The sequence below is a fragment of the Flavobacterium sp. CR10 genome (assembly GCF_055814415.1).
This window is the reverse complement of record NZ_CP185985.1, coordinates 3,487,857-3,512,359: the sequence shown is the minus strand read 5'-3', so window position 1 is coordinate 3,512,359 and position 24,503 is coordinate 3,487,857. Positions and strand designations below refer to the sequence as shown.

The following is a 24,503-nucleotide window of genomic DNA, read 5'->3' as shown; positions in this document are numbered from 1 at the left end:
GAATAGCACTTTTCATTCATCTTGTAGCACAAAAATTACACATTCGATTTTTTTAGACTTTTATAATAATCATTTAGCAAAATTTTAGTCGATAAATTGCTAAATAATTAGTAAGCAGCATTTTTCGGTCAATTAAAAACAACTAGAAAAAACTACTCAATTTTTTCCTACTCCAACGCGCAATCCTTATATTTGTAACCTCATACAAAGAATTAAAGAACTACAATGAAAATATCTTACAACTGGTTAAAACAATTTATTAAAACAGATTGGACATCTGAGCAGACTTCTGAATTACTAACAGATTTAGGTTTAGAAGTTGAAGTTGTCGAAAAATATGAATCTATTAAAGGAGGCTTGGCAGGCGTTGTTGTTGGACACGTTTTGACTTGCGAAAAACATCCTGATGCTGATAGATTGAAAGTTACTACAGTTAATATTGGTTTAGAAGCTCCTGTACAAATTGTATGCGGCGCTGCAAATGTGGCTGCAGGACAAAAAGTGCCAGTTGCTACCATTGGAACCGTTTTATACGATAAAGAAGGTGCAGAATTTACCATTAAAAAAGGAAAAATCCGCGGACAGGAAAGTCACGGAATGATCTGTGCTGAAGATGAATTAGGTTTAGGAACCAGCCATGACGGAATTATGGTTTTGGCAGAAGATTTAGTTCCAGGAACTCCTGCATCTGAAGTTTTCCAAATTGCAAATGATGAAGTTTTTGAAATCGGATTGACGCCAAACCGTGCCGATGCAATGAGCCATTTTGGAACTGCTCGTGATTTAAGAGCGGGAATGCTGCAACGCGGTGTAAACGTAGAATTGATTACGCCTTCTGTAAGCAATTTTAGAGTGGACATGCGTACGCTAAAAATCGACGTAAACGTTGAGGACAATCATTTAGCTCCAAGATATTGCGGTGTAACTATCTCTGGAATTTCTGTTCACGAATCTCCAAGCTGGTTACAAGACCGTTTAAAAGCTATCGGATTAACTCCAAAAAATAATATTGTTGACGTTACTAATTATGTTTTGCACGAATTAGGACAACCTTTACACGCTTTTGACGCTGCAAAAATCAACGGAAAAATAATTGTAAAAACAGTTGAAGAGGGAACCAAATTTGTAACTCTTGACGATGTTGAAAGAACGCTTCATAAAGAAGACTTAATGATTTGTGACGAAAAAGGCCCGCTTTGTATTGCTGGAGTTTTTGGAGGTAAAAAATCTGGAGTTTCTGAAGGGACAACTTCTATTTTCTTAGAAAGTGCTTATTTTGATCCAGTAAGCATTCGTAAAACAGCAAAAAGACATCAATTGAGTACAGATGCTTCTTTCAGATTTGAAAGAGGAATTGACCCAACGATTACAGAATATGCATTGAAACGTGCAGCACTTTTAATTCAAGAAGTTGCTGGCGGAAAAATCACTTCTGATGTTGTGGAAGTGTATCCTAAAAAAGTAGAAGATTTCTCTGTTTTATTGAATTTTAGCCATGTTTCTAAAATCATTGGACAGGAAATTCCGAAAGATACCATCAAAAAAATCTTGGTTTCTTTAGACATTAAAGTAAACAGCGTTTCTGATACCGGTTTAGGTTTAACAATTCCAGCATATCGCGTTGACGTTCAGCGTGAAATTGACGTAATAGAAGAAATTTTAAGAGTTTACGGTTACAACAATATTAATTTCTCTAAGAAATTTAATGCTACTGTAGCAAATTCGCCAAGAACAGAAGATTACAAAGTACAGAATGTAATTGCTTCTCAATTGAATTCTCAAGGCTTCCACGAAATGATGGCCAATTCATTGACAACTGCAGCTTACGCGAAATTATCTGCTTCTTTAAAAGAAGAACACAATGTATCGATGTTGAATCCGTTAAGCAGTGATTTAGCAACGTTACGCCAGTCGTTATTGTTTTCTGGTTTAGAAGCGGTTTCATACAACATTAATAGAAAAAATTCGGATTTAAAATTATTTGAATTCGGAAAAACATACCATAAGTATTTAAACGGATACGAAGAGCATAAACACCTTTCTTTATTAATTTCTGGAAACAGAAACAAAGAAAGCTGGACAAATCCGCAGAAAACAACAGATTTCTTTTTATTGAAAGGATACGTAAAAGCGATTTTATCTCGTTTGGGAATTGAAAAAATTTCGAATGCGCCTGTTCAGTCAGATGTTTATTCTGAAGGAACTGCGATTACTTACAACAATGATATTTTGGTTGAAATGGGTGTTATTAAAAAGCCTATTTTGAAGCATTTTGGTATTAAACAAGATGTTTATTATGCTGATTTTAACTGGGATTTGGTTTTAAAAATCATTACAGGAAAAATTAAGTACACTGAAATCCCTAAATATCCTGAAGTTCGTAGAGATTTAGCTTTATTAATCGATGAGAAAACGACTTATGAAAGCATTTTCAATTTGGCAAAACAAACGGAAAAAACACTTTTAAAAGACGTTAACTTATTTGATGTTTACCAAGGAAACAAATTGCCAGAAGGAAAAAAATCGTATGCTTTGAGTTTCACTATTCAAGACAACACGAAAACCTTAACTGACGCTCAGATCGACAAAATCATGTCTAAATTACAACAGACATTTGAAACTGAGCTTGGAGCGAGTTTAAGATAAAATCTCGTTATATTAATATACAAACCCGACTTGTTTTTGAAAGAACTAGTCGGGTTTTGTTTTTTGCTTTAGGTTTCAGGTTTCAAGTTGATATACTTTGAGTATAGTTTTACCGCAGAGAGCGCTAAGATTTACGCAAAGTTTCGCAAAAGGCTAAATTCTCAATTTTTAATTCTCACGCATATTTATGATACGCTTTCATCAGCTTTTCATCATATTTATTGGTTTTATAGGCTAGTCCGTTGTATTTTAAAGCAAACGATGCCCAATTCTTGCTTCGCAGCAATCCAATCAGATTATTTTTCTCAAGAAATCGTCCGAAGGCTTTTAGATGTTCTCCTTCGTTAAGATTCATTTTATCTACAAATTCATCAATACTGCTATATCCGATAGAGACCGCACTAAAGCCCATAATTTGAAAAAGTCCCCAAGAAGCTGAACAATTTGCCGCATCGGCAATTTTTTTGTCTGAGCCGAGCTTTTTTGCCTTTTCTAAGCGTACATATTCTGCTGTGCCACCAACATAATACTTCTTAGTATATTTTTCGAATAAAATGTCCTGTGTATTGGCATTCACATACGTTTTCGGATCGATATTTCTTTTCTTCAATTCATTCCAAAAAATATGTCCTTCAAATAAAATCTTCGGACGTCCGTCAATTAAAAAGCCTTTTCCGTTGCTTTCTACTTCGTTTACAGCTTTTACAACAGCAAGTTCTAATTTAAACTGATTCGAAAAATCAATTAAATCCTGCTCAGACAATAATTTATTGTTTGCCTGAAAACCATTCTTACTTTTCTCTAAAAGTGTCGACCACGTTTTAAGTCCCACTACTCCATCAACCACAAGATTGTTTTTTAACTGAAAATCTTTGATTGCTTTATCTGTTTCCTTTCCGAAATAATCGGAAACAATTACACTGTATTTTAATTTAGCCAAAAGCTCATTTAAGTAATAAACTTCGGGAGATTTTGTTCCTGCTTTAATAGTTCTCATTAGGTTTGTTTTTGGTGATAATTGATGCTTGAAGAAATAAAAAACATCTTTTTACAATTGATGCACTGTAAAATAAGAGCAATATTGTTCGTGATACCTTTATGAAAACTGAACAATATGAGGGTCGAGAATTGAGATATTGATTGCAAAACAGCCAACTTAACTCAAAACTAATATCGGTTGCAGTATGTTCTCAAAAAATAAGTACTAACAGCCAACATTTTTGAATGCCTGTTTTATCTCAAAACTGGCGATGTAAAATTATATTTTCACAAAATACTAAACAACAGCACTTTAACCCGATTTTTTAAATAATTTTACCTAAACAAAAAAGGGTATATTTCCCCTTGCCGAAATTTTCTGTTTCAGATAATTTTGCCCTGTAAACAACTCAAAAATCTGTTAACTAAACATTTAAACCAATTAACAATAAAAAACTATGAAAAATCCACCCGCAAAGCCTAGCCAATTAATTACAAAAGAATTTGCTAGACAATTAAATTCAAATTACAACAATAAAAGAGCTTCTCTTGTTGCTGGGAAAGAAGAAAAAGAAGATGCCAATGCTATTTGGTATTCTTTAGAAGAATTGGAAAACTATATTCATTATATAAAAACTAACGGCGCAAAAGACGGCTACAATGTTGACGGAATCCGTTTTTATTTTGGAGTTTATCCAGATGATGAAAAGCATGGAGAAAAAGCAGGTTTAACTACCTTGTTTTTAGTTCCTACAGGCAAAAAAGCAGAAAAGAATACAGAAGCTCAAAGTTTTGCTTTAATGAGAGAAGCTGCTTCTTCAGACATAGAAAGCCTAGATCCAATGAATTACGGAAACATCGGAAGACCGCCAAGCTTAATTTACTAAAAAAAATATGTTCGAATTTTTAAGATCTTATATCATTTATATGGCTTTATTGTCAGGAACGATTGGTTTGTTTGCACTGCCAAAACTTCCTAGCAATAAAGCTAAATTTTTAGTACTTTTAATCTGGTTTTCTATCGTAATCGAAATTATAGGCTATTATTTCACCGAATGGACGGGTTTGCTGAATTTTTACGTTTATAATTTCTACATGCTTGCCAGCCTTTCTGCCTATATTTTACTTCTAAGAGCCTTATTGACTAAAAAAGATCATAGAATTTCGGCTATTCTTTTTTTAATTCTATTTATTGTTTCTTTCTTTTTAAATATTTTATATTTCAAAGACGACATAAACCGTTCTTATACTTATAGTTTTGCAATTGGTGTATTAGTAGTTTTAATATTATCCTGTCTGTACCTGATCGAGATATTCAATTCAGAAAAAATATTGAATTTTAAAAAATCGGTTTTTTTCTGGTATATACTCGGCATACTTGTTTTTCATGTTCCTTTTACACCCTTTATGCTGGCTATCAATTGGTTTCTAATCAAGCAGGACGATTCTATCTTTAGTTTGGTCTTGTTTATTCTAAATTTTCTGGCGCATAGCTGTTTTATTATTGGATTTATATGGAGCGAAAAGAAATACAACTATTAGTTATTTCCCTGGGTATTGTTTTCTTTACCCTAATCGTTATTTTGCTTGTAATTTTCTTCTATTTTTTAAAGAAAAAAAATAAGTTTTTAGTAGAAAAAATGGAAGCTGATTTGTATTTCCAATCTGAATTGGTGAAAACAAGAATTGAAATAAAAGACCAGACTTTATCAGAAATTAGCAAGGAACTGCATGATAATATTGGACAAATTATTTCGGTTGCTATTATGCAGCTTAATATCTGCATTAGCAGCAAGGATGTCCAAATGAACGAACTTAAAGATTTAAAAACTCTTCTAGCAAAATCTTTAGACGAATTACGAATTCTTTCAAGAATTATCAATAAAGACAATTTACTTCAAAACAACTTTCTCGAAGCTATTCAGCAGGATTTAGAAAGGATTAAAAAGCTCAAAAAAATTAAATTCAATTTTAACCAAATTGGAGCAGTTCCTACAATAAATAAAGAGCACGAACTCATTATTTACCGAATTTTCCAAGAAGCGCTTCACAACAGCTTAAAACATTCTAGAAGCGATTTATTTGACGTTCATATCGAAACCACTGATTCTCTTTTTATATTAAAATTAAAAGACTTTGGAATTGGTTATGATCTAGAAAAGTCAAATTCAGGAATCGGACTAAATAATATGAAATTAAGAGCCAAACTTATTGGCGCCGAATTAATTTTAAATTCAGACAGCACCGGAACCAGTGTTACTATCGAATATCCTTTAACCCAAGACCATGAAGACTAACTCTAAAAGAAAAATAATAATTGTAGACGATCATTTGCTTTTTTCCCAGTCACTTGAACTGCTGATTAAAAGTTTTGGCGACTATGAAGTCGTAGAACGTTTTGAAAACGGAAAAGTTTTTATAGACTATCTGGAACAAAATAATTCTACTGAAATTGATCTTATTTTATTGGATGTCAATATGCCTGTTCTCGATGGATTAAGTACAATGCAATGGCTTAAAGACAATAGACCTGATCTAAAAGTTATTGCTTTGTCTGTTAATGATGACGAAGAAATTATTATTAAGATGATTACAAACGGAGCAAAAGGCTATCTGCTGAAAGATACTTCGCCTGAAATTTTTAAAGAAGCAATCGAATGTGTCATCGAAAAGGGCTTTTATTTTACCGAACTTGTCTCTGGAATGTTGATTAATAAAGTCAACAGCGATAACAAAAAAATCTGTTTAAAAGAAAAAGAGATTGTTTTTATCAAACACGCCTGCACTGAAATGACGTATAAAGAAATCGCATCAGAAATGTGCTTAAGCCCAAAAACCATTGACGGTTACAGGGAATCGCTTTTTGATAAACTGGAAATAAAAACCCGAATCGGACTGGTGCTTTATGCCATTAAGCATAAAATTGTTTTTGTTTAGTCTAATAGGTTAGTGCCGCAAAAACAGAGTATTCTTTTATTTTTTCTCTTCCGTTAAGAAAAGTCAGTTCCATCAAGAAATTGCACTGCACGATTTCGCCTCCTAGTTTTTCTACCAATTCACAAACAGCTTTTGCGGTTCCTCCAGTAGCCAATACATCGTCGTGTATTAAAACGCGATCTCCTTTTTTAATGGCATCAATGTGCATTTCTAAGCTGTCGGTTCCATATTCTAACTCATAAGAAGCCGAAATGGTATCAAACGGAAGCTTTTTTGGTTTCCTTACGGGAACAAATCCTGCGTTTAATTCTTGTGCAAGCAACATTCCGAAGAAAAAGCCACGTGATTCAGCACCGACAACCTTATCTATTTTTTGATTTTCTAAAGAGTTCACCAAAATTCTTAGGCAATTTGTTCGTGCTTCAGGGTTAATTAACAAAGGAGTTATATCTTTAAACAAAATTCCTTCTTTTGGAAATCCTTGAATATCACGTATATAATTTTCAATCTTCATTTTTTTTTATTTTTCTGTTATTTTTTGCTTGTATATGTCACTTTTATGTCTATCTTTGCACCCGCAATAAGCAATCAACAAAGCTACAAAAAAATAGCTAATTGATAACAAAAAGGCCTCGTGGCGCAACTGAATAGCGCATCTGATTACGGCTCAGAAGGTTACAGGTTTGAATCCTGTCGAGGTCACCAAAAATCCCTATGTATTTGATACATAGGGATTTATTTGTTTTGTTACTAGATTCAAACCTATCCAGTATCTTTACACAAGACCACTAAAAATCAACATATTAACATTTTAATTTAAAAAAAATAATGATGATTTTACCATTCCCACTTCCCAAAAACTTCCCACATCTATATAAGAATTTTATAATGTCTTTTTCAAAAAATTTAATATCTAATTAATAAATTAAATATTGACTAAATAAGAAAAAAGTAAACTCAATTAACTATGACCGATAACAATACTTCAATAAATCTAGCTATAGTTTTAGCTGTCAGCAAATATGAAATGCCCGGAAATGATATAATAGCTTCAAAAAAAGATGGAAAAATTATAAATGAAATTCTATTGGCTACAAAAAAATACGATGATATTTTATATTTAAACGAAAATGAAACAAGTTTACAGGTCAAAGAATTAATCAGCAGTTTCTTTGTTAAACACAAAGAGAAAAATATTAATGAACTATTTTTTTATTATTCTGGACATGGCGAATTCTCTAATGATAAATTTTATTATTTGCTAGCCGATTATGAAGAAAAGAGAAAAAATCAAACAACTCTGCAAAATGAAGAAATAGACAATTTTATTAGAAATTTGAGTCCCGAATTAGTTGTCAAAGTCGTAGATGCTTGTCAGTCTGGAGCACGATATATAAAGGACTTTGACATAATGCCAAAGTATATAAATAAATCTACGAAAGGTTTCAAAAACTGTTATTTTCTATATTCATCCCTTAGCGATCAATATTCTTTTGCAGATGATAATTTGAGTTATTTCACAAAAAGTTTTATCGATGCAATAAAACTTTATCCATCAGATGAAATTAGTTATAAGCATATAATTGAATTTATTAACGATGAATTTCAAAATATTGGCGAACAGAATCCTTTTTATGTCATTCAAGCAGAAATGACTGAGAAATTTTGTAAATACGATAATGATTTTAGAGCTTTTCTTGACAAACTTAATTTATTTGAACAAACTGGTTCAAATACCGAATCAGAAGCTAAAAAAATTTCACTTTTCGAAATTGTCAAAAATGATGCAAAAGAGTATGTTGATAGAGACGGTGCAATTAAAGCTATGCAATTCTGCGAAAAACAATTCAAAAAAGTAGCTTTTGACAATGATTTAACTGAATTATATGACGTTGCGATTAATTTTGGCCTTCTCAATAATTCATTAGAAGGTGCTAGGGCAATTGGAAAATGGCTAAATGAAAATAGTCACGAATATTTCGCTAAACCAGACTTTGATTACGTTTTTGATTTCGAAGACGCTTCTATTGTTGGTTATGATTTTTTAGTTGAAGGAGCGCCTTATAATTCATTAACAATTGAAATTTCAAGCAAATTTCCTAATTTAAAATCTTACAAATGCAATGTAGCTGTATTAGTATCTAAAAAGGAAATTTCATTTTTTTATTCCTTACTAAAATATTTGGAAAGCGGATGGGATTCTAAGGAACTAGAAACAAGCAAAATTAGTTGGAAATACAATATTGCAAAAATTGCTGATAATAATGCAATGAAAATAGCCATTGAAAGTATATATGGATTTCTAAATAAAGAAATACGAAGTGAAATAGAAAATCATTTCGGATTTGATTTATTCTGATAACTGTAAACTGATTGCAAACAAAATTCCCACAAACTTCCCAATACAAGATTATGAATACTGATTTACAACACATTAAAACGTATGTTTGAATCCTGTCGAGGTCACAACGCCAAATGGCGCCAATTGAAGACAATTGGCGCCATTTTTTATTAAACATAATTGCTGATGGACTACAGCTGAAAATTGATTTATTCCTCACTAAAATAAAGCACAAAATGGCCCCGATAGCAGCGGACATCCTTTTTGCGCCGGGGTTCGGCGCAGAAGATTGAAGCGAATAGCGGGAAAAAGCTCCCAAAAAAACAAACCTAAAAAAACAAAAAATCAGCATAAGAATTCCGCTTCAAAAAAACACCTGAAGCGCATCATTTATAGATATGCCCTATATGCCCGGCTCTGCCTGGTCTTTGAATTCCAGTTTATTTTTATGACAGATCGATTTTGTATTTTTCTTCAATTGGTGAAGAAGATTTATCTGGTGCAAACTGCCCTATTTGGAATACTTTTTCAATAAATTCAATGCTCTAGGTCCAATGACGTATTTTCGTCTTTTAAATGGCTTGCAAAATGGCCTATTAATTTTTGGATAATCCTCGAACTGATCAAATCCATCTGAACTTCATCAAAATTGATTGTTTTCTTCTTTTGAAAAGCAAACTCAGCCGACACAATATCATTCAGTTTGGTTTTTAATGCATGGATGGTCGGTGCGCTTTTTCGGCCGTTTACCCATGTATTCAGTTCTGATTTCATATCCTCAATAATGGCTTCTGCAGCAGGAATATGCTGTTTTCTTCTTTCCAGCGTGTCATCGGCAATTTGAGATAAATGATCCAGATGTATTAAAGTTACACCGGGTATCTCTTCCACATCGGAATCTACATTGCACGGAATGGACAGGTCCAGAATTAATAAGGGTTTATGCAGGGCAAGCGATGTCTTGTCAATAGTGGGGCTTTGTGCTCCTGTAGCCACAACCAGCACATCTGTCCGCTGCAGTTCTTCTTTCAGATTGCAGTAATCCTTTACGATGACATTCAGTCTTCGCGCCAGTAATTCAGCTTTGTGTTTTGTTCTGTTTATAAGGGCAATATGTCTGTTTTTAGTATGCTTTAATAAATTTACGCAGGTATTCCTGCCTATTTTTCCTGTTCCGAACAGCAAAATATTTTTGTTCCCGGCATCTGCGACATTTTGGATTATATACTGCACCGATGCAAAAGAAACCGATGCAGCGCCGGAAGAAATTTTTGTCTCTGTCTTAACTTTTTTGCTTGCCTGGATTACAGTATTTACCAAACGTTCCAGAAATGTGTTTGCCAAACCTTTCTCTTTGCTGTGGTTAAAAGCAGTCTTAATCTGGCTGATGATTTCAAAATCACCCAAGATCTGGCTGTCTAAGCCTGTCCCTACCCGGAACATGTGGCTCACGGCTTCGTTATTTTTATAGATGTAGCCAGACTGCTGAAATTCCTCCACGCTGCCTTTTGTATGGCTGCAAAGCAGTTTTATCAATTCATAGGGATGAGAAGCCCAGCCATAGATTTCAGTCCTGTTGCAGGTGGAAATCACAAGTAATGACTCTATTCCTTCATCTTTAGCCTGCGCCAGCAGTTCAGTCTGTGCTTTAGGGTCCAGGCTGAATTTTCCCCTGATCAGGGCATCTGCTTTTTTATAGCTTAATCCTAAGGCGTAAAAGGTCGTGTTTTGGGACAGCTTAAAATTTTCCATGGGATAACTTTAATTTAAGATTCGACAATTTAGGGAAGTCTGCGTTATAACATCAATTCGCAATGATGTTTTTGCAGGTATGCCGATAAACGGCTCCAAGGCAAAGCCCGTGGCAATCATTTCAATCCATGTATCATGATATGGCCAAAGATGGCATAAAAGAAATTTATACTGAAAAGGGGTTTCTTTAGGCAGGCATGCTCATTTTGGAATAAAAAAATGTTTAAAACAAAAACGCCACCCGCAGAAAAAGGCGGCGTTTTTTTGGAAAGATTACTTATTTTTGGACGATAGGCGTTCTCAATGATTCCAAAACTGCCACAATATCCGTATAGAGTTCTGTGTTTGAGGCAACGCCGTTCGCATTGGCCGCCGCTCCCACATAACCTTCGAATTTTGTATAGTCCGCACTGCTGGATTTTGTTCCCATTCTAGGATTTGTCGCAGGGTTGTGCGCCGCCGCCATGCTCAGGCCCGAATACGTATTTACTGCATTGGTGCCTCCGGTGTTGAATGAAAAGAAATCAGTCAGGTTATCGGATAATTTTGCAATATTTGTAGCTTGGGTTGTTCCGGTTTCGGCCAAAAGGGGTGCAAAATGAGCCTGCAGGTTTCCTGATGCATTGGACTGAATATCGGCAACTATCAATCCGATGGTTGAATTGACCACTTTACGGAAGCTCAAGCGCCCCTGCTCGATCATCTGTCCTGAATTATCAGGATCTGCGACCATTTTAGTGCCTCCCAATCGCTCATATATGGATGCTTTTACAGGAGCCGGAGTCTCATCATCATTGCTGCAGGATGTAAAAACAGCTGCTGAAAGGAATAACACGCTTAAGGCAATTTTAGAATAATTTTTCATAACAATTATATTTAAAGGGTTAATTAAAAAAATGATTGATCTTCTGGGACAACTTATAGCCCAGACTGTTTTGGTCCATAGGACAAACTTCTTTGGAAGCCAGATTTTCAGGCAGTATATAAGGCTGGGCATCATAATGCCTTTTGGCCATCAGCTGCGCATAGATCTTTTTCGAATTGGTGATTCTGTTATTATGGAAATAAACCACCACGTTTCTCTTGATAATGATGGAATCTGAGGTCAGCCCTTTAATGGATCTCAGATCAGCGCAAATCTGTATGGCCTGCGCAGAATCGATAGCTTCCTTGAAATCAATCCGGCTCACCTGCAGGTTTGGAGTTTCATAAACCGCAGGCTTGGCAGTAATGATATGGAAAAGAAGAATTGCCGAAAATAGGACCGTAATTCCCATTGCGATCCAAAGTGCTTTTTTGATGTACTTGTTGATTTTCATATGTGATTTTTATAGCGGTTAGATTTAAGGTCATATACGGAAACTTTTTTAGGATGGTTTTAACAAGTAAAAAGAAAACTTTAGTTTAGAATTATTTTAAATAGTTTGAATCTTTTCCCCAGCATCAGATACGATAAAAACAGCATCCCTCACGCTCTATTTTTTATACAGCCCGTAAAAGTCTTAATCTGAATTTGAATGGATAAAAAAAGTACTTCTTAAAATCTGTAAAATAAATTTTGACGTATATAGGTGAAAAGCATTCCTTGAGATGAAAATCAAGTCTGCTTTGTAAACTAAAAAAACACGTTATGAAACTACAAAAAGCATGTGCCGTTTTATTAGCCGCCATAATCCTTGCAGGCTGCTCAAATGATGATTCCTCCGCTCCAATGAACACCAGCGCGCCTGCCGGATCAGTAACATATGACAAGGATGTAAAAACAATTATTGACAATAACTGCATTGTCTGCCATGCGGCGGTTCCTACAAACGGTGCCCCTATATCTCTTGTCACATATGCCCAAGTCAAAGATGCTGTTTTAAAACGAAGCCTCATTATCCGAATTTCCCTGGAAAACGGCAATAGTGTGCTGATGCCTAAAGGAGGCCCAAGAATGCCCCAGGAAACTATAGATATAGTCAAGCAATGGGAAAAGGATGGATTATTTGAAAAATGATTTTATCTGCAGGCTTTTTCAAAAATAATGCAGTCCAGGGAAATTTAGTCGATAAATCTCCATAAAAGCCCTGAACTGCTCCATTTCGGTCTGCGTAAAACAGACCGCATGTTTATCCTGCGCCTCAATCCTGTTCCATCTAGTGCCAGCCAGCATTTTCACGCAGGCAGGAAGACAGGCAGGCAAAAAAGGCAAGCCGGGTATAATTGAAAGAGCACTTCATAAGACATTCTTTTTTTTGCATAAATCTCACACGGCAGTAGGAATCTTCCTTTTAATTTTGGGCTAACAAAGAACGATATACAATATAAATATAATTTCCTATTAAATTTAGAATCATTCTAATGGTATTATTCTCATATCCAAAAAGGATTTAAGTTAATTTTATTATGAATTTCAAGCCGGCTAAAATGAGCATTGCTGATAAAGACCATGTGCAGAGAGCCCTTACAGGCATAGATAAAAAAATAAACAGTGTAAAAACAATTTTGGAGGCACAGAAAAAACCTCTGAAGACCGTGACTGGGTAAAACTGCTAAATAAAAATTATGGAATCTGAGGTTCATTATATTAACAGAAGCGGCTGGCTCCGGGCGGCAGTACTTGGAGCCAATGATGGGATACTTTCAACCACCAGTCTTACGATTGGCGTCGCAGCGGCAAGCACAGCCAGAGAGCCTGTTCTGCTTGCTGCAGTTGCTGGACTGGTTGCAGGCGCGCTGTCCATGGCTGCCGGGGAATATGTATCGGTCAGTTCGCAATCAGATGTTGAATCAGCTGATCTCGAAAGGGAAAAATTGGCACTGCAGAATATGCCGCAAGAGGAACTTGAAGAATTAGCGGAGATTTATATACGAAGGGGGCTGAATGAAGAACTGGCTAGGCAGGTGGCCTCTGAATTGATGGCTCATGACGCCCTTGAAGCACATGCAAGGGATGAATTGGGGATCAACGAAATCACGCAGGCCAATCCTCTAGCAGCTGCATTTGCATCGGCGGTATCTTTTATTATTGGAGGTTTTCTTCCCCTGCTGGTAGCAATTTTTGCCCCCATTAAAGACATGATTTTCTGCCAATATGCCTTTTCAATTCTTTTTCTGGTTTTCTCAGGGATTCTTGCCGCTAAGGCTGGAGGCTCAAATATCCTTAAATCAGTCCTTCGGATCTGCATCTGGGGTACTTTTGCTATGGCTGCCTCAGCCCTGGTCGGATATATTTTTGGAGTCCAGACTGCCTGAAACAAGAAAACAGGGCTTGTAACCACTTAAAAATATTAATCCAATCTTAAGCGAGCCGCAAAAATAACAAACCATGCTTTTCGTTATTTCGTATATACAAAAAAAAAAAAAAAAAAAATGAAACTGATAACTATATTCCTTGCACTGACAATGACGCTTTCCATAAACTGGGAACCTGACTTTAATAATGCAAAAAAAACTGCAAAAGAAAAACACAAATTAATCCTCTTGAATTTCTCGGGTTCTGACTGGTGCGGACCTTGTATCGTGACGCGCAAGAACTATCTAGAAAGCGCAGTTTTTACTGCTATGGCAAATGAAAACTTAGTACTTGTCAATGCTGATTTTCCAAGAAAAAAGAAAAATATTGGAACTCCAGAGCAGGTAAAGCGAAACGAGGATTTAGCCGAAATTTATAATAAGGAAGGAAGTTTTCCTCTTACGCTTCTTCTGGACGCAGATGGCAAGGTAATCAAAACCTGGCATGGAAAACCGGAAACGACTCCTGATGAGTGGACAGCCGAAATAAAAGCGATCTGTGAGAGCCGAAAATAACATATCTGAAAATAAAAAATATTCCCAGTCCCTAAAACTCATGGGCAACAGCTTTACCATTACGGTTGTCGCACATAATGAGAAAACAGGAAATGAGAATATCAGCCTGGCTATTGAAGAAATCAGGCGGATTGAAAAACTTCTGACTACTTACAAAGAAGACAGCCAGACCAATCTCATAAATGAGAATGCGGGAATCAGGCCAGTTGAAGTCGATCTGGAAGTCTTCAACCTCATCGAAAGGTCCATCGGCATTTCAAAGATCACCCAGGGCGCCTTTGACATTTCCTATGGAAGCATAGACAAAAGCCTTTGGAATTTTGACAGGGCCATGACCAAATTGCCCGATGTGCAGACTGCAAAAAAGATGGTGCATCTGATCGATTACCGAAAAATCATCCTTGACAGGGAAAACACGACAGTCTTTCTAAGGGAAAAAGGGATGAGGATAGGCTTTGGAGGAATCGGAAAAGGATATGCCGCCGAAATGGCCAAACAGGTCTTGCTTAAGCGGGGCGTGCAAAGCGGCATCATTAATGCCAGCGGAGACCTTTCTGCCTGGGGGCTGCAACCCGACGGCCGGAAGTGGACAATCGGAGTGGCAGATCCGGACTCTCCCAATGCCGCATTCTCCTACATGGAGATATCCGACAAAGCGGTGGCCACTTCGGGAAACTATGAAAAGTACATAACTATAGACGGCAAAAAATATTCGCATACAATTGACCCAAAAACAGGCCTTCCGATAAGAGGAATAAAAAGCGTCACTATTATCGCCTCAAACGCGGAATTTGCAGATGCCATGGCTACACCCATAGCTGTTATGGGCATCAGGGCTGGATTATTCCTAATAGATCAGATCCCTGATCTGTACTGCATAATAATTGATGACCACAATAAAATTTACACATCCAAAAACATTAATCTGAAATGAAAAAGCCAAAGCAAAAAATTCCCGTACCATTATGCGGTACTGCTCTTGCCGTGCTGCTGCTTGCCTCCTGCACTTCGGTAAAGGAATACCAGAAAGGAAAACTCAACGATTCCGAAATGGTGCTTTCGAACAGGAAAATCGAAAAAACGGAACTCAGTTTCCAATCCTACCGAGAAGGAGCTTCCGGGGCAAATGCAGGAAAAAGCGGCGGAGGCTGCGGATGCAACTAATATTCATACGCTGCAAAATGAAAAGAATATTCATAACAGGATATGCCTTATTGGCGTTGTTCCAATTGAGGGCACAAAACGTTCCCGCTGATTCAACGGCTTATAAAAGCAAAAAATTAAAACTCGAAGAGGTAAATCTCGTATCGAGCTATTACAGCCAGAATGGCGATCATTCCGCCGTAACTGGAGGCATCGGAACCCAGAAGCTTACCGATATTGCCAACACCATTGATGTCAAACTGATAAAATATGGGCAGACAGGCATCAAGCATACCTTTGACATCGAAGCGGGAATTGACCACTATACCTCTGCCTCTTCTGATATGATCGACCTGAGTGCCAACTCTTCAGCCTCTTCATCAGATAACAGGTTTTATCCATCGCTGACATATCTTAGGGAGAACGAACAGAAAGGCCGCACTATTGGTATTGGCGTTTCTTCTTCCACTGAGTTTGACTACCAGTCCTTTGGGGGAAACATCAGTTTTTCTCAGAAAACAAAAGACAGGAACGGAGAGTTTACGGCACGCTTCCAGACTTTTATCGACCAGCTGAAGCTTATTGAGCCTATAGAGCTTAGAGATCCTGGCAGTGAAGGTTATGGCAGTGCCAACAGAAACACCTTTGCCGGAACCCTGGGCTACTCACAGGTTATCAATCAAAGGCTTCAGGTAATGCTTGTCGGGGATGTAATCAGCCAGAATGGGTATTTAAGCCTTCCCTTCCACAGGGTTTATTTTGCAGACGGCTCAGTGCATCAGGAAAAAATGCCCGATACGCGTTTTAAAATTCCTCTCGGAATCAGGGCCACCTATTTTATGGGGGACAACATCATCATAAGGGCCTACTACCGCTATTATACCGATGACTGGAATCTAAAAGCGCATACTGCTGATCTTGAAATTCCTGTAAAACTGACCGAGGCTTTTTCGCTCAGCCCGTTCTACAGGTATTACTCTCAGAGTGCGGCTAAGTATTTCAAACCATACGGCGAACATACTGCCGCTGATGAGTATTACACTAGCAACTATGACTTATCGAAATTCAACAGCAGTTTTGTGGGAATGGGGTTAAAATTTACCCCGCCTGACGGTATTTTTGGACTGAAACACTGGAATACACTGGAGATACGCTACGGCCATTACAATAGATCCAATGACCTGGCTTCTGATATAATAAGCATCAATATCAAATACAGATAAGCCATCAGGCAAAAGAGAAGACTTGCCTGAAACTTCAAATCAGGTGCAGTCTTAACGAGAGTCAAAAAAAATTCCGTTATCATCCTTTGATGTTAGATCCCGGACAGCTGGAAAAGTTCTCCGGGATACTGCAATAGAAAAAAGAAAACCTTTGATTTATTTCTTTTGGCGGTAGATACATCCAGAATTGTATTGATAAAATCTGAAAAGAATAAAAAAACAGGTAAAGTTACCTATTTAACTAATGCTTATTTGAAAACAATAATTATTAAAATATTATTTGGGAAATCAAATATATTTTCAATCAATACCCGAAAGGACATCTAAACCAAATTTACAAAGACAATGAAAGACAGACACCAAATATAGTAAGCCAATTTCTTTAAATCATCCAAAAATGATGTTGTAATTTGTCCTGTCCCCGTCACTTAAGGAGACAACTAGCAATTAGTTGTCTCTTTTTTTATGCTCTAATGTATAGATTTTTCAAGCCTTTACAGCCTAACATTTACGGTTCGATTTTTTCACAAGAAATTCATAGTCTGTTTGAAATAAACAGTCTTAAAGTGGCGCTATCGGAGATTTAATCGAAGCTGAACGATGGTTCGAAATCCCGCTAAGGATATAGGATTTTTTTCTCTTTTGGTTTATCGTAATTTTTTGATATTAAATATTGTCGTTCAACTGAAGTTAAAAATTGGTTTATTTCTTGTTTTAATTGCTGCTCATCTACAACTAAAAATTGGTTATTCCTACTCTGTTCTTATTGTTTTTAAGTATTCCTCGGGCCCCAGCCCTAAATGCCGCTTAAATGACCTGTAACTTGTAGTCCTGCAGGTAAATCCTGAAGCTTCCGTCATCATTTTGACTGTAAAGCCATTCCATTCGGATGTAAGTACTTTTTCTTTGAAATATCTTATTCGCATCAAATTTATGTAATCATTAAAATTATACCCAGCTTGCGAATTAATTAAATATGAAAGCACGTTGCGATGAATTACCGTTTCCAAAGACAGCTGGTCGAGTGAAAAGCCGGCCTGCAAAAAAAGTTTCTTTAAAATTACAGCTTTATTTACGGCATCCAAAGATACTCCATCTAATGTTTTACTGTTTTTCATAGCCTAAAGCGCAATTATCCAACAAGCGGACCATACCGACTGCCAGTTGCTATATATTATTTTTTGGATGTCACACAGTTCTGACTTATTGAAGCCCTATTATTATTTTCCTGAATTCTATTGCACAATCCTAATTTTCAATCCAATTTTTCCCAAATTCTTATCGTGCTATCAAAAAATGACTTGAAATTGTAAAATAGCCTGCCAATTTCCGATTAAATCTGGTCTCACTACATTATAAAAAGCTTGAGCGCCTGCAGAATAAAAAAGTTTGCTTTTTTGTCCTATTTGGAATGTTTTTCCTGGGCCTCCGCCAATGGGAACCAGCCATTTATCATTGTCTGATGCCAGCCAGTTGACTTCAACCGTAGCATTGCTTTCAATAAACCATCCCTTAGAAAAGTTATAATAAGCGATATATTGAATACTTCCTGAATTTACTTTGTTTGCTTCATCGCCTCCGAGCGACCAATAGTTTTGAGCTACAATTCCGCCTGAAAATTTATCGCCAGCCAAATACAATAAAGCAGTTGGTCCAACACTTAGTTGATTGCTTCCTAAAGCAGGATTTGTTCGTGTCGGAATTTGCATTGCAGGTCCAATACCCCAACTGAACTTGCCCTTTTTTTGAATGCTTGAAAAATAGCCGTTAAATAATATATTTCCCATTCCTCCTTCATGTGTACCGCCAGGAGTTAAAGGCGGTACACTTTGAAAAGGAATAATAGTATAAGTTATCAATTTTAGATTACTTCCTAATTTAAAAGGATAAACGGGTTGTATTGAGAATGAACTCGCTGTGCCATCTGCAACGGGCAATAAAACTTCCTGCAGAAAAACACTTCGCAAACCACTTACGGGATCTTGTCTTTTTTTGCTCATTTCTTCGATAGAAGTTTTTTCTGGTTCATTCCCTTGGCTGAAAACCGGAAGCCAAAAGCAACTAAATAAAAAGATTAAAATATATGATTTTAAATTCATTGCTTATCATTTTATTAGTGATGTAGGTTTAATCAAACTATTCAAATTTTTCAAAATCGCCCGGCACCCAAGAGTTATCCAGTGCTTTTTCGGTTGGGCCATATAAACGCAGAATAGCGAAATAGCCTTTACCCGGAACCGTTTTTAGCCAATTTTTAGTTTTGCCCTCCGGTGCTTTTGGACCAACATATAAATCAGTAGAGCCGTCTGCATTTTGTACCGGTTTATCTTTTGAACCAAGTGATGGGAAAGGCTGACCATTAGCATAACCAGAAGCATTTTCAGCTTCATATAAAGTAAGTGACCAGAAATTCGCAACCGGCACATTAGCAGGAAGTGTTACTTTATATGTTGTAGAAGGATTAAGATATTTGCCTTCTTTATCGCGGAAACCTACCACATATTTAGCACCTTTACCCGGTGTTTGCGATGCCATTCCAGGACTCCAAGAATAATAATCCGTAAAGAACCATATACGTGTATCAAGATCCATATATCCTCCTTCTTTACGTTTCCAGTCCAACTCTTTCGTAAAAGGCCCAGAAATATTATCGCGAGTAGCGCCAGTCATTGGATTTACCCATTGGCGATCAGGATACATTAAAAACGAACGTCCACTAACTTTGTTGCTCATACCTACTACACGACTCATTCTATAAGCGGCTTTGGCTGCTTTATCAAGAATATCCTTAGTATGCTGATCAGGATTAAAAGGCTGTCCTTTTACTATGCCTAATGAAGCCAACATTCCTAGCCAGTCTGCTGAACCAACGTTTGCAGAATCTTCTGTATCAACAAGATGTTTTAATTGTTCGAATGCTGAAAAATCACGAGCAGGAAGCATATTCGCCTTTACACCCGAAGCATCCGGAAATTTCATTGGCAATGCACTGCTTTCTTTACCTAAAGGATAAATTTTAGATTTCTCTACCAAAGAAACTGCAGGTGTCAAATCTGTAGGTAATTCATAAAAAGAACGAAGGAAAATAAATAGATTATTAGTTTGCGAACGATACACAAAATAACCTGAAGGTACGGTTCCTTTGTAATTTGGTGGCAATATCAAAAATTTACCTCCTTTACCCGCATCTGGACCAAAAAAGCCAAGATCTCCAAAATATTTGCCTCCATCTACTGGAATTGGACGTTGCCAAAAATCCAATAAAATTCCTTGCAACATGGGCGGTGCTTCAAAAACGATTGGTCCATCTTTACCTAGATCAACATAACTCATGCATAAATAACATCAGAGTTTGGTGTTGTTACTAATGTGTTAGCATCCAATCTTTTTTTCCATATTGGCAAAACATTATAGCCTGCTCCAAAGGTTTTTTCTGAACCTTCTTTCATACTAATTGTATTGATTAAAGGCAAAGCCCAAAGATACGTTTGGCAAGCGCGTTGAAACAATAATTCATCTGCTAGTATTTTTGCTTGTTCGTCTGTTGGACGATTCTCTTCAAAAGACATATTGGCCAAATCACCAAATTTTGAACTTCCATCTGATGAAACTGTTTGCACTTCTGTAGTTTTATTTTGCTTGCAGGCTACAACTAATGCTATCGATATTAATGCAATTACAATTTTGTTTTTCATGATTTACTTTTTAAATTTATATTCATTAATTCATATTTCTTAAACATCTCGTAAAATGCTCTGATGTTACTCAAATCTAATATTCAAAAAATTAAGATGTCCTTAAAGAATAAATTTACAACAGCATGTTTTATAAACTAAAAAAAAGTGGTTGCAGATTATAATCTGCAATATCAAAATGTATATTATATCGTAATTATATATCAAAGGAAAGCATAGGTCAATTTTTAAATCATTTTCATCATAGCTAATTTATAGTCAACAAATTTTGAAATGAATAATATTAGAAATATTCATTATTTTTAAATAATAATCAACTCTAATTTATTTTAGTGAAATGATGAAGGTCAATCAATGTATTAATAAATAAAACTAAAACTTTTTCATCTTTAAAGCATATAACCCCTACGATACATACAAACCGCTCTTGAATAAAAATTAACAGTGATTATCTTACAAATTTACTTGAAAATAAGCCAATTTCTTTAAATCATTCATAAAATGGTTTGTAAATTGTTCAGTAAGGGTCACCACACTGCCAAATGGCGCCAATTGAAGACAATTGGCGCCATTTTTTTATAATCCTGCTTATTTATTTATCTAACAGCCGAGCTCCTAAGCAGCCCTAGACCTCAATAGCAGTGGAAATCCTTTTGTGCCGAGGCTACGCACAAAAGATTGCTTCGCCAGTTCTCTAGCGCTCGGGTGGAACATATAGCGGAAAAAGCTCCAAAAAAAATATTAAATCTAAAAATAATATTAACACCAAACACCTTTTACATTGATATAGGTTCCCTCCGATCTCCAACTCTCCCCATTCTCCCTTCTCCTCTTCATCTCTGACTTAACCAAAAGCGTAAATTTATAAACCCAGCGCTGAATAACGTCATGATCAACAGAACTCATCGCATATTCATGCCGATAGCTTAATGTAAACATAATAAAATATACGGCATGCCTAAATAATAGACTTTGGATAGCAATGGTCTTAGTATTCATGAGTTTAAGAGTTTAAAAAGACAAAGATAAAACTTAGCTTAGATTCGACAGAACCTCCAAAACAAGTTAATGTTTTGAGGTTTACAATCAAAAAAACTAAACGACTCTGCATTTAAAATGCAGAATGGTTTAGTTTTACAAGAACCTCAAAGTCCTCAATTTTAATTTTTATCAGCAAAATAAGCGTTACGGCAAGCTATAAATCTGCTCCATCTTCAGCCACTTTTCTCCCTGTTTTGCTAAAGGAGGCGCCTGCTGAAATTTCCACATTAGCTGCTCCCACTTCTGAACATCAGGATTTGCAATATCCATCAGCTGTTTCCTCTCGGGAGTAAAAGTTTCATCCACCTCCATAATCATAAATAATCTATTGCCTAAGAGGTAAATTTCCATAGACACTACTCCAGCATCTTTAATGCTTTTCGTGATTTCAGGGCGTGCATTTTCTGCAAGATGATACTTTTTATATTCTTCTATAAGTTCCGGATCATCAATCAGATCGCAGGCATAACATATCCTTTTTAACTGCATATCTTCCTTGCTTAAAGTTTACATTCTATTTTTTTTCCTTTATAAACCAAAACTTTTTTAGTGCCATCTGGCAGCACAATGCTAAAAGTCCTTTCAGATAGCATCCCTTTATACTGTCCTCTTCTATTTGAAAGCGTTAATTTTTTCAGCTTATCATTATATGTAAAATCAATTTCTGTATAGGCACCTTTTTCATAATTGTAATTATCAAATTCATCTTCATAAAGGGTAAAGAAACCATCCTTTCCCGGATATACTTTTATTTGAAGATTGTCCCATTTTTTTTCCTCAGCAAACTGCACTTGAGGTCCCATTGGAATAATAGCGCCTTCCTTAATAAACAGCGGTATCATATCCAGCTTTGTTTTTCTGGTAATTTCCTGACCGCCTTGCAATTTTTCATTTGTCCAGAAATCGTACCAGCCGCTTCCAGCAGGAAGATAAACGATTCTTGATTTTTCTGCTGTAAAATCTATATTCTGCTCTTGATTCTGGCTTTCTTTTATTTTTTCGGGTGTATATTGGGCCTGAACCACCGGTGCAACCAAAATAGATTTTCCGAACATAAACTCATCCTTAACATCCCAGCTCTTAGAATCGGCGGCAAAATCCATAAATAATGCCCTCATAAAACTGGAATCTTTATGGGTTACTTCCCATGATGCCGAATAAATGTAAGGCAACAGGGAATAACGCAGATTTATAAATTTCTCAATCGCATCATATACCGGTTCGCCTTTCTGACCAAAATTATAGATCTCGCGAGGTATATCTGTACCATGAGAACGCATCATCGGGTTAAAAGCTCCAAATTGCAGCCAACGAACATAAAGCTCGCGAAACAAAGGGCTATCCGCTCCTGAAACTTCTCCTTTTTGGTTATAAGCACCAGCAAAAAAACCTCCAATATCTGAATTCCAATGTGGCATGCCTGTAAGGGTAAAATTAAGTCCCGCCGGAATCTGTGCACGTAGGTTTTCCCAACTAGACTCTACGTCTCCTGTCCATGTATTGGCACCATAACGCTGCTGGCCAGCGAAAGCAGATCTTGTTAGAATGAAAACCCGCTTATCTGAAGTCTCTTTTCGCTGATGATCGTAAACCCCGCCCACAGCCATAAGGGGATAAGCATTTCGCACTTTTCTGAAAGTTCCAAAATATGTTTTGGTATCATAATCTTCCGGCTTTACCCAAAGATGATCCGGCTCTGTGGAATCCATCCACCAGCCGTCAATTCCTTTTGCAAAAAGGCCTTCACTTGCATATTTCCAATAAATGTCTCTTGCCTTTGGGTTGTAAGCGTCATAAACGCGCACTCCCGAAGGATAATCTTTTTTTGGTGGAAAAATTTCGCTGCCCGATTCTGGCCAAGTTAGGAAATCAAACAGCATTCCGTTGCTATTCAGCTCATTATAAGGCTTTGTTTTGGGTCCAAATGAAGACCAGATCGAAATAATCATATGGGCATTCAGACCGTGAATTTCATCCACCATCTTTTGAGGCTCGGAAAATTCAGGATTAAGAAACTCCATCGCATTCCACAGATAATTATTCCCCCAATACTGCCAGTCTTGAATTATTCCGTCCAAAGGCACTCCCAGTTCACGGTATTTTTTTACTACACCTACTAATTCATTCTGGCTCTTATAGCGTTCTTTGCTCTGCCAGAAACCATAGGTCCAAAGCGGGAACATAGGCACTGTTCCGGTTAGCTTTCTCATTTGCGAGATCACTCCATCGGCATTTTTACCATACATAAAGTAGTAATCTACCCCATCGCCCACAAGAGATTCAAAAGATGTCCCATTGGCATTGTCTTTAAATTCTGTCGGAGCATAATTATCCCAAAAAAGGCCATACCCTTTTACCGACTGAAAAAAAGTCACAGCATCTTCTGTATTTCCCTGTTCCAAACGATAATTTTGATTTCTTTGGTTTAAATCTCCCCTCTGGTGCTGTCCTAAACCATATATAGGTTCTTCTTTCTCCAAATCAAATGCCTGATAAACGGTATAAGAATCGGTATCGGTATCTTTTACGGGTTTAAATTTTGTTCCCTGTTTTTTCTCACGAAGCAAAATCCGGTCTGAACTAGCAAATGAGATTTCTCCAGTTGGAAACTGCACCGTAACATTCAAACTTTCGGATTTTAAAACCAATTGGCTGTTTTGGCTTTTTACTGTAAAAAGAGTTGCCGACGGTTTCACGTTTACTGAAAGGCTTTCTTTGGAATAGACTCCCGCTGTTGGATATTTTACAACTCTTACAATGGAAGGAGTGTAAAACTGAATTTCTATTGTATTTCCATCTGCTTGCGTCTTGATTCCCAGATTGTTTTTCTCATATTTCTGGGCGTAGCCGGCCGCACAGAAAAACAGCGGGAAAATTAATCGATAAATAAATTTCATTTGGTTTAAGTTATTTTAATTAGTAAGATTATGCTAAAATATATTCGCTATTTATTGC

General features: G+C 36.6%; 22 protein-coding genes, 1 tRNA gene and 1 pseudogene. 13 read left to right on the top strand and 11 right to left on the bottom strand.

Annotated features, from left to right (window positions below):
- Positions 1 to 225: 225 nt before the first annotated feature.
- Entirely contained in the window at positions 226 to 2,646 is a 2,421-nt protein-coding gene (pheT, locus tag ACNRYB_RS15300; RefSeq protein ID WP_473727803.1) for a phenylalanine--tRNA ligase subunit beta, read from the top strand.
- Positions 2,647 to 2,821: 175 nt separating this feature from the next.
- Here pheT and ACNRYB_RS15295 read toward each other — a convergent pair whose 3' ends face one another.
- The gene (locus tag ACNRYB_RS15295; RefSeq protein ID WP_473727802.1) at positions 2,822 to 3,643 is read right to left on the bottom strand and encodes an N-acetylmuramidase domain-containing protein; all 822 of its coding nucleotides are present in this window, start codon (positions 3,641 to 3,643) and stop codon (positions 2,822 to 2,824) included.
- A gap of 439 nt (positions 3,644 to 4,082) precedes the next feature.
- On the opposite strand from ACNRYB_RS15295, the gene ACNRYB_RS15290 reads away from it, so the two are divergent.
- From ACNRYB_RS15290 to ACNRYB_RS15275, 4 genes are all read left to right on the top strand, one after another.
- On the top strand, positions 4,083 to 4,511 hold the full coding sequence (locus ACNRYB_RS15290; RefSeq protein ID WP_119790865.1) for a hypothetical protein: 429 nt from the start codon (positions 4,083 to 4,085) through the stop codon (positions 4,509 to 4,511).
- Positions 4,512 to 4,518: 7 nt separating this feature from the next.
- On the top strand, positions 4,519 to 5,166 hold the full coding sequence (locus ACNRYB_RS15285) for a hypothetical protein (protein WP_119790863.1): 648 nt from the start codon (positions 4,519 to 4,521) through the stop codon (positions 5,164 to 5,166).
- Positions 5,167 to 5,264: 98 nt separating this feature from the next.
- Positions 5,265 to 5,921, top strand: coding sequence for a sensor histidine kinase (locus ACNRYB_RS15280; protein WP_473727801.1), 657 nt, complete (start codon positions 5,265 to 5,267; stop codon positions 5,919 to 5,921).
- Positions 5,911 to 6,561: a response regulator transcription factor gene (locus ACNRYB_RS15275; protein ID WP_473727800.1), complete on the top strand. Its 651-nt coding sequence runs from the start codon at positions 5,911 to 5,913 to the stop codon at positions 6,559 to 6,561. The genes ACNRYB_RS15280 and ACNRYB_RS15275 overlap by 11 nt, the downstream gene beginning before the upstream one ends.
- A 1-nt stretch (position 6,562) precedes the next feature.
- On the opposite strand, the gene ACNRYB_RS15270 is transcribed toward ACNRYB_RS15275, so the two are convergent.
- Positions 6,563 to 7,075, bottom strand: a complete 513-nt coding sequence (locus ACNRYB_RS15270) for an adenine phosphoribosyltransferase (RefSeq protein ID WP_473727799.1) — start codon at positions 7,073 to 7,075, stop codon at positions 6,563 to 6,565.
- A 114-nt stretch (positions 7,076 to 7,189) separates the two neighbouring features.
- Here ACNRYB_RS15270 and ACNRYB_RS15265 point away from each other — a divergent pair.
- Positions 7,190 to 7,266 (top strand) — tRNA-Arg (locus tag ACNRYB_RS15265).
- Positions 7,267 to 7,528: 262 nt separating this feature from the next.
- On the top strand, positions 7,529 to 8,920 hold the full coding sequence (locus tag ACNRYB_RS15260; RefSeq protein ID WP_473727798.1) for a caspase family protein: 1,392 nt from the start codon (positions 7,529 to 7,531) through the stop codon (positions 8,918 to 8,920).
- Between the two features lie 428 nt (positions 8,921 to 9,348).
- On the opposite strand, the pseudogene hemA reads toward ACNRYB_RS15260, so the two are convergent.
- The 3 genes and pseudogenes from hemA to ACNRYB_RS15245 all read right to left on the bottom strand — a co-directional run bounded on the left by hemA (position 9,349) and on the right by ACNRYB_RS15245 (position 11,973).
- A pseudogene (gene hemA / locus ACNRYB_RS15255) lies at positions 9,349 to 10,654 on the bottom strand (glutamyl-tRNA reductase).
- A gap of 277 nt (positions 10,655 to 10,931) precedes the next feature.
- On the bottom strand, positions 10,932 to 11,519 hold the full coding sequence (locus ACNRYB_RS15250; protein WP_066034731.1) for a globin family protein: 588 nt from the start codon (positions 11,517 to 11,519) through the stop codon (positions 10,932 to 10,934).
- Between the two features lie 19 nt (positions 11,520 to 11,538).
- Positions 11,539 to 11,973: a hypothetical protein gene (locus ACNRYB_RS15245; RefSeq protein ID WP_129748778.1), complete on the bottom strand. Its 435-nt coding sequence runs from the start codon at positions 11,971 to 11,973 to the stop codon at positions 11,539 to 11,541.
- A 311-nt stretch (positions 11,974 to 12,284) separates the two neighbouring features.
- On the opposite strand from ACNRYB_RS15245, the gene ACNRYB_RS15240 reads away from it, so the two are divergent.
- The 6 genes from ACNRYB_RS15240 (at position 12,285) to ACNRYB_RS15215 (ending at position 16,812) form a co-directional block, all read left to right on the top strand.
- Positions 12,285 to 12,653 carry a hypothetical protein gene (locus ACNRYB_RS15240; protein ID WP_473727797.1) on the top strand — a complete coding sequence of 123 codons (369 nt, stop codon included), beginning with the start codon at positions 12,285 to 12,287 and terminating at the stop codon, positions 12,651 to 12,653.
- A gap of 548 nt (positions 12,654 to 13,201) precedes the next feature.
- Positions 13,202 to 13,891, top strand: a complete 690-nt coding sequence (locus ACNRYB_RS15235; protein ID WP_473727796.1) for a VIT1/CCC1 transporter family protein — start codon at positions 13,202 to 13,204, stop codon at positions 13,889 to 13,891.
- A gap of 117 nt (positions 13,892 to 14,008) precedes the next feature.
- Positions 14,009 to 14,446 carry a thioredoxin family protein gene (locus ACNRYB_RS15230; RefSeq protein WP_129748775.1) on the top strand — a complete coding sequence of 146 codons (438 nt, stop codon included), beginning with the start codon at positions 14,009 to 14,011 and terminating at the stop codon, positions 14,444 to 14,446.
- Positions 14,430 to 15,380: an FAD:protein FMN transferase gene (locus ACNRYB_RS15225; RefSeq protein ID WP_473727795.1), complete on the top strand. Its 951-nt coding sequence runs from the start codon at positions 14,430 to 14,432 to the stop codon at positions 15,378 to 15,380. Before ACNRYB_RS15230 ends, ACNRYB_RS15225 begins: the two co-directional genes overlap by 17 nt.
- The gene (locus ACNRYB_RS15220; protein WP_473727794.1) at positions 15,377 to 15,610 is read left to right on the top strand and encodes a DUF4266 domain-containing protein; all 234 of its coding nucleotides are present in this window, start codon (positions 15,377 to 15,379) and stop codon (positions 15,608 to 15,610) included. The genes ACNRYB_RS15225 and ACNRYB_RS15220 overlap by 4 nt, the downstream gene beginning before the upstream one ends.
- 17 nt (positions 15,611 to 15,627) lie before the next feature.
- On the top strand, positions 15,628 to 16,812 hold the full coding sequence (locus ACNRYB_RS15215; protein ID WP_473727793.1) for a DUF3570 domain-containing protein: 1,185 nt from the start codon (positions 15,628 to 15,630) through the stop codon (positions 16,810 to 16,812).
- 752 nt (positions 16,813 to 17,564) lie between these two features.
- On the opposite strand, the gene ACNRYB_RS15210 is transcribed toward ACNRYB_RS15215, so the two are convergent.
- The 6 genes from ACNRYB_RS15210 to ACNRYB_RS15185 all read right to left on the bottom strand — a co-directional run bounded on the left by ACNRYB_RS15210 (position 17,565) and on the right by ACNRYB_RS15185 (position 24,445).
- Positions 17,565 to 17,930 carry a helix-turn-helix domain-containing protein gene (locus ACNRYB_RS15210; protein ID WP_473727792.1) on the bottom strand — a complete coding sequence of 122 codons (366 nt, stop codon included), beginning with the start codon at positions 17,928 to 17,930 and terminating at the stop codon, positions 17,565 to 17,567.
- A 171-nt stretch (positions 17,931 to 18,101) separates the two neighbouring features.
- Positions 18,102 to 18,911 carry a hypothetical protein gene (locus tag ACNRYB_RS15205; RefSeq protein WP_473727791.1) on the bottom strand — a complete coding sequence of 270 codons (810 nt, stop codon included), beginning with the start codon at positions 18,909 to 18,911 and terminating at the stop codon, positions 18,102 to 18,104.
- A gap of 37 nt (positions 18,912 to 18,948) precedes the next feature.
- The gene (locus ACNRYB_RS15200; protein WP_473727790.1) at positions 18,949 to 20,145 is read right to left on the bottom strand and encodes a DUF1214 domain-containing protein; all 1,197 of its coding nucleotides are present in this window, start codon (positions 20,143 to 20,145) and stop codon (positions 18,949 to 18,951) included.
- The gene (locus ACNRYB_RS15195; protein ID WP_473727789.1) at positions 20,142 to 20,507 is read right to left on the bottom strand and encodes a hypothetical protein; all 366 of its coding nucleotides are present in this window, start codon (positions 20,505 to 20,507) and stop codon (positions 20,142 to 20,144) included. Before ACNRYB_RS15195 ends, ACNRYB_RS15200 begins: the two co-directional genes overlap by 4 nt.
- A 1,185-nt stretch (positions 20,508 to 21,692) precedes the next feature.
- Positions 21,693 to 22,037, bottom strand: a complete 345-nt coding sequence (locus ACNRYB_RS15190) for an L-rhamnose mutarotase (protein ID WP_473727788.1) — start codon at positions 22,035 to 22,037, stop codon at positions 21,693 to 21,695.
- Positions 22,038 to 22,048: 11 nt separating this feature from the next.
- Positions 22,049 to 24,445, bottom strand: a complete 2,397-nt coding sequence (locus ACNRYB_RS15185) for a glycoside hydrolase family 31 protein (RefSeq protein ID WP_473727787.1) — start codon at positions 24,443 to 24,445, stop codon at positions 22,049 to 22,051.
- Positions 24,446 to 24,503: the final 58 nt, after the last annotated feature.

Excerpts from the sequence above, each read along its gene's own strand:
- pheT (WP_473727803.1), top strand. The coding sequence starts at position 226 with ATGAAAATATCTTACAACTGGTTAAAACAATTTATTAAAACAGATTGG.
- ACNRYB_RS15295 (WP_473727802.1), bottom strand. The coding sequence starts at position 3,643 with ATGAGAACTATTAAAGCAGGAACAAAATCTCCCGAAGTTTATTACTTA.
- ACNRYB_RS15290 (WP_119790865.1), top strand. The coding sequence starts at position 4,083 with ATGAAAAATCCACCCGCAAAGCCTAGCCAATTAATTACAAAAGAATTT.
- ACNRYB_RS15285 (WP_119790863.1), top strand. The coding sequence starts at position 4,519 with ATGTTCGAATTTTTAAGATCTTATATCATTTATATGGCTTTATTGTCA.
- ACNRYB_RS15280 (WP_473727801.1), top strand. The coding sequence starts at position 5,265 with ATGGAAGCTGATTTGTATTTCCAATCTGAATTGGTGAAAACAAGAATT.
- ACNRYB_RS15275 (WP_473727800.1), top strand. The coding sequence starts at position 5,911 with ATGAAGACTAACTCTAAAAGAAAAATAATAATTGTAGACGATCATTTG.
- ACNRYB_RS15270 (WP_473727799.1), bottom strand. The coding sequence starts at position 7,075 with ATGAAGATTGAAAATTATATACGTGATATTCAAGGATTTCCAAAAGAA.
- ACNRYB_RS15260 (WP_473727798.1), top strand. The coding sequence starts at position 7,529 with ATGACCGATAACAATACTTCAATAAATCTAGCTATAGTTTTAGCTGTC.
- ACNRYB_RS15250 (WP_066034731.1), bottom strand. The coding sequence starts at position 11,519 with ATGAAAAATTATTCTAAAATTGCCTTAAGCGTGTTATTCCTTTCAGCA.
- ACNRYB_RS15245 (WP_129748778.1), bottom strand. The coding sequence starts at position 11,973 with ATGAAAATCAACAAGTACATCAAAAAAGCACTTTGGATCGCAATGGGA.
- ACNRYB_RS15240 (WP_473727797.1), top strand. The coding sequence starts at position 12,285 with ATGAAACTACAAAAAGCATGTGCCGTTTTATTAGCCGCCATAATCCTT.
- ACNRYB_RS15235 (WP_473727796.1), top strand. The coding sequence starts at position 13,202 with ATGGAATCTGAGGTTCATTATATTAACAGAAGCGGCTGGCTCCGGGCG.
- ACNRYB_RS15230 (WP_129748775.1), top strand. The coding sequence starts at position 14,009 with ATGAAACTGATAACTATATTCCTTGCACTGACAATGACGCTTTCCATA.
- ACNRYB_RS15220 (WP_473727794.1), top strand. The coding sequence starts at position 15,377 with ATGAAAAAGCCAAAGCAAAAAATTCCCGTACCATTATGCGGTACTGCT.
- ACNRYB_RS15215 (WP_473727793.1), top strand. The coding sequence starts at position 15,628 with ATGAAAAGAATATTCATAACAGGATATGCCTTATTGGCGTTGTTCCAA.
- ACNRYB_RS15210 (WP_473727792.1), bottom strand. The coding sequence starts at position 17,930 with ATGAAAAACAGTAAAACATTAGATGGAGTATCTTTGGATGCCGTAAAT.
- ACNRYB_RS15205 (WP_473727791.1), bottom strand. The coding sequence starts at position 18,911 with ATGAATTTAAAATCATATATTTTAATCTTTTTATTTAGTTGCTTTTGG.
- ACNRYB_RS15200 (WP_473727790.1), bottom strand. The coding sequence starts at position 20,145 with ATGAGTTATGTTGATCTAGGTAAAGATGGACCAATCGTTTTTGAAGCA.
- ACNRYB_RS15195 (WP_473727789.1), bottom strand. The coding sequence starts at position 20,507 with ATGAAAAACAAAATTGTAATTGCATTAATATCGATAGCATTAGTTGTA.
- ACNRYB_RS15190 (WP_473727788.1), bottom strand. The coding sequence starts at position 22,037 with ATGCAGTTAAAAAGGATATGTTATGCCTGCGATCTGATTGATGATCCG.
- ACNRYB_RS15185 (WP_473727787.1), bottom strand. The coding sequence starts at position 24,445 with ATGAAATTTATTTATCGATTAATTTTCCCGCTGTTTTTCTGTGCGGCC.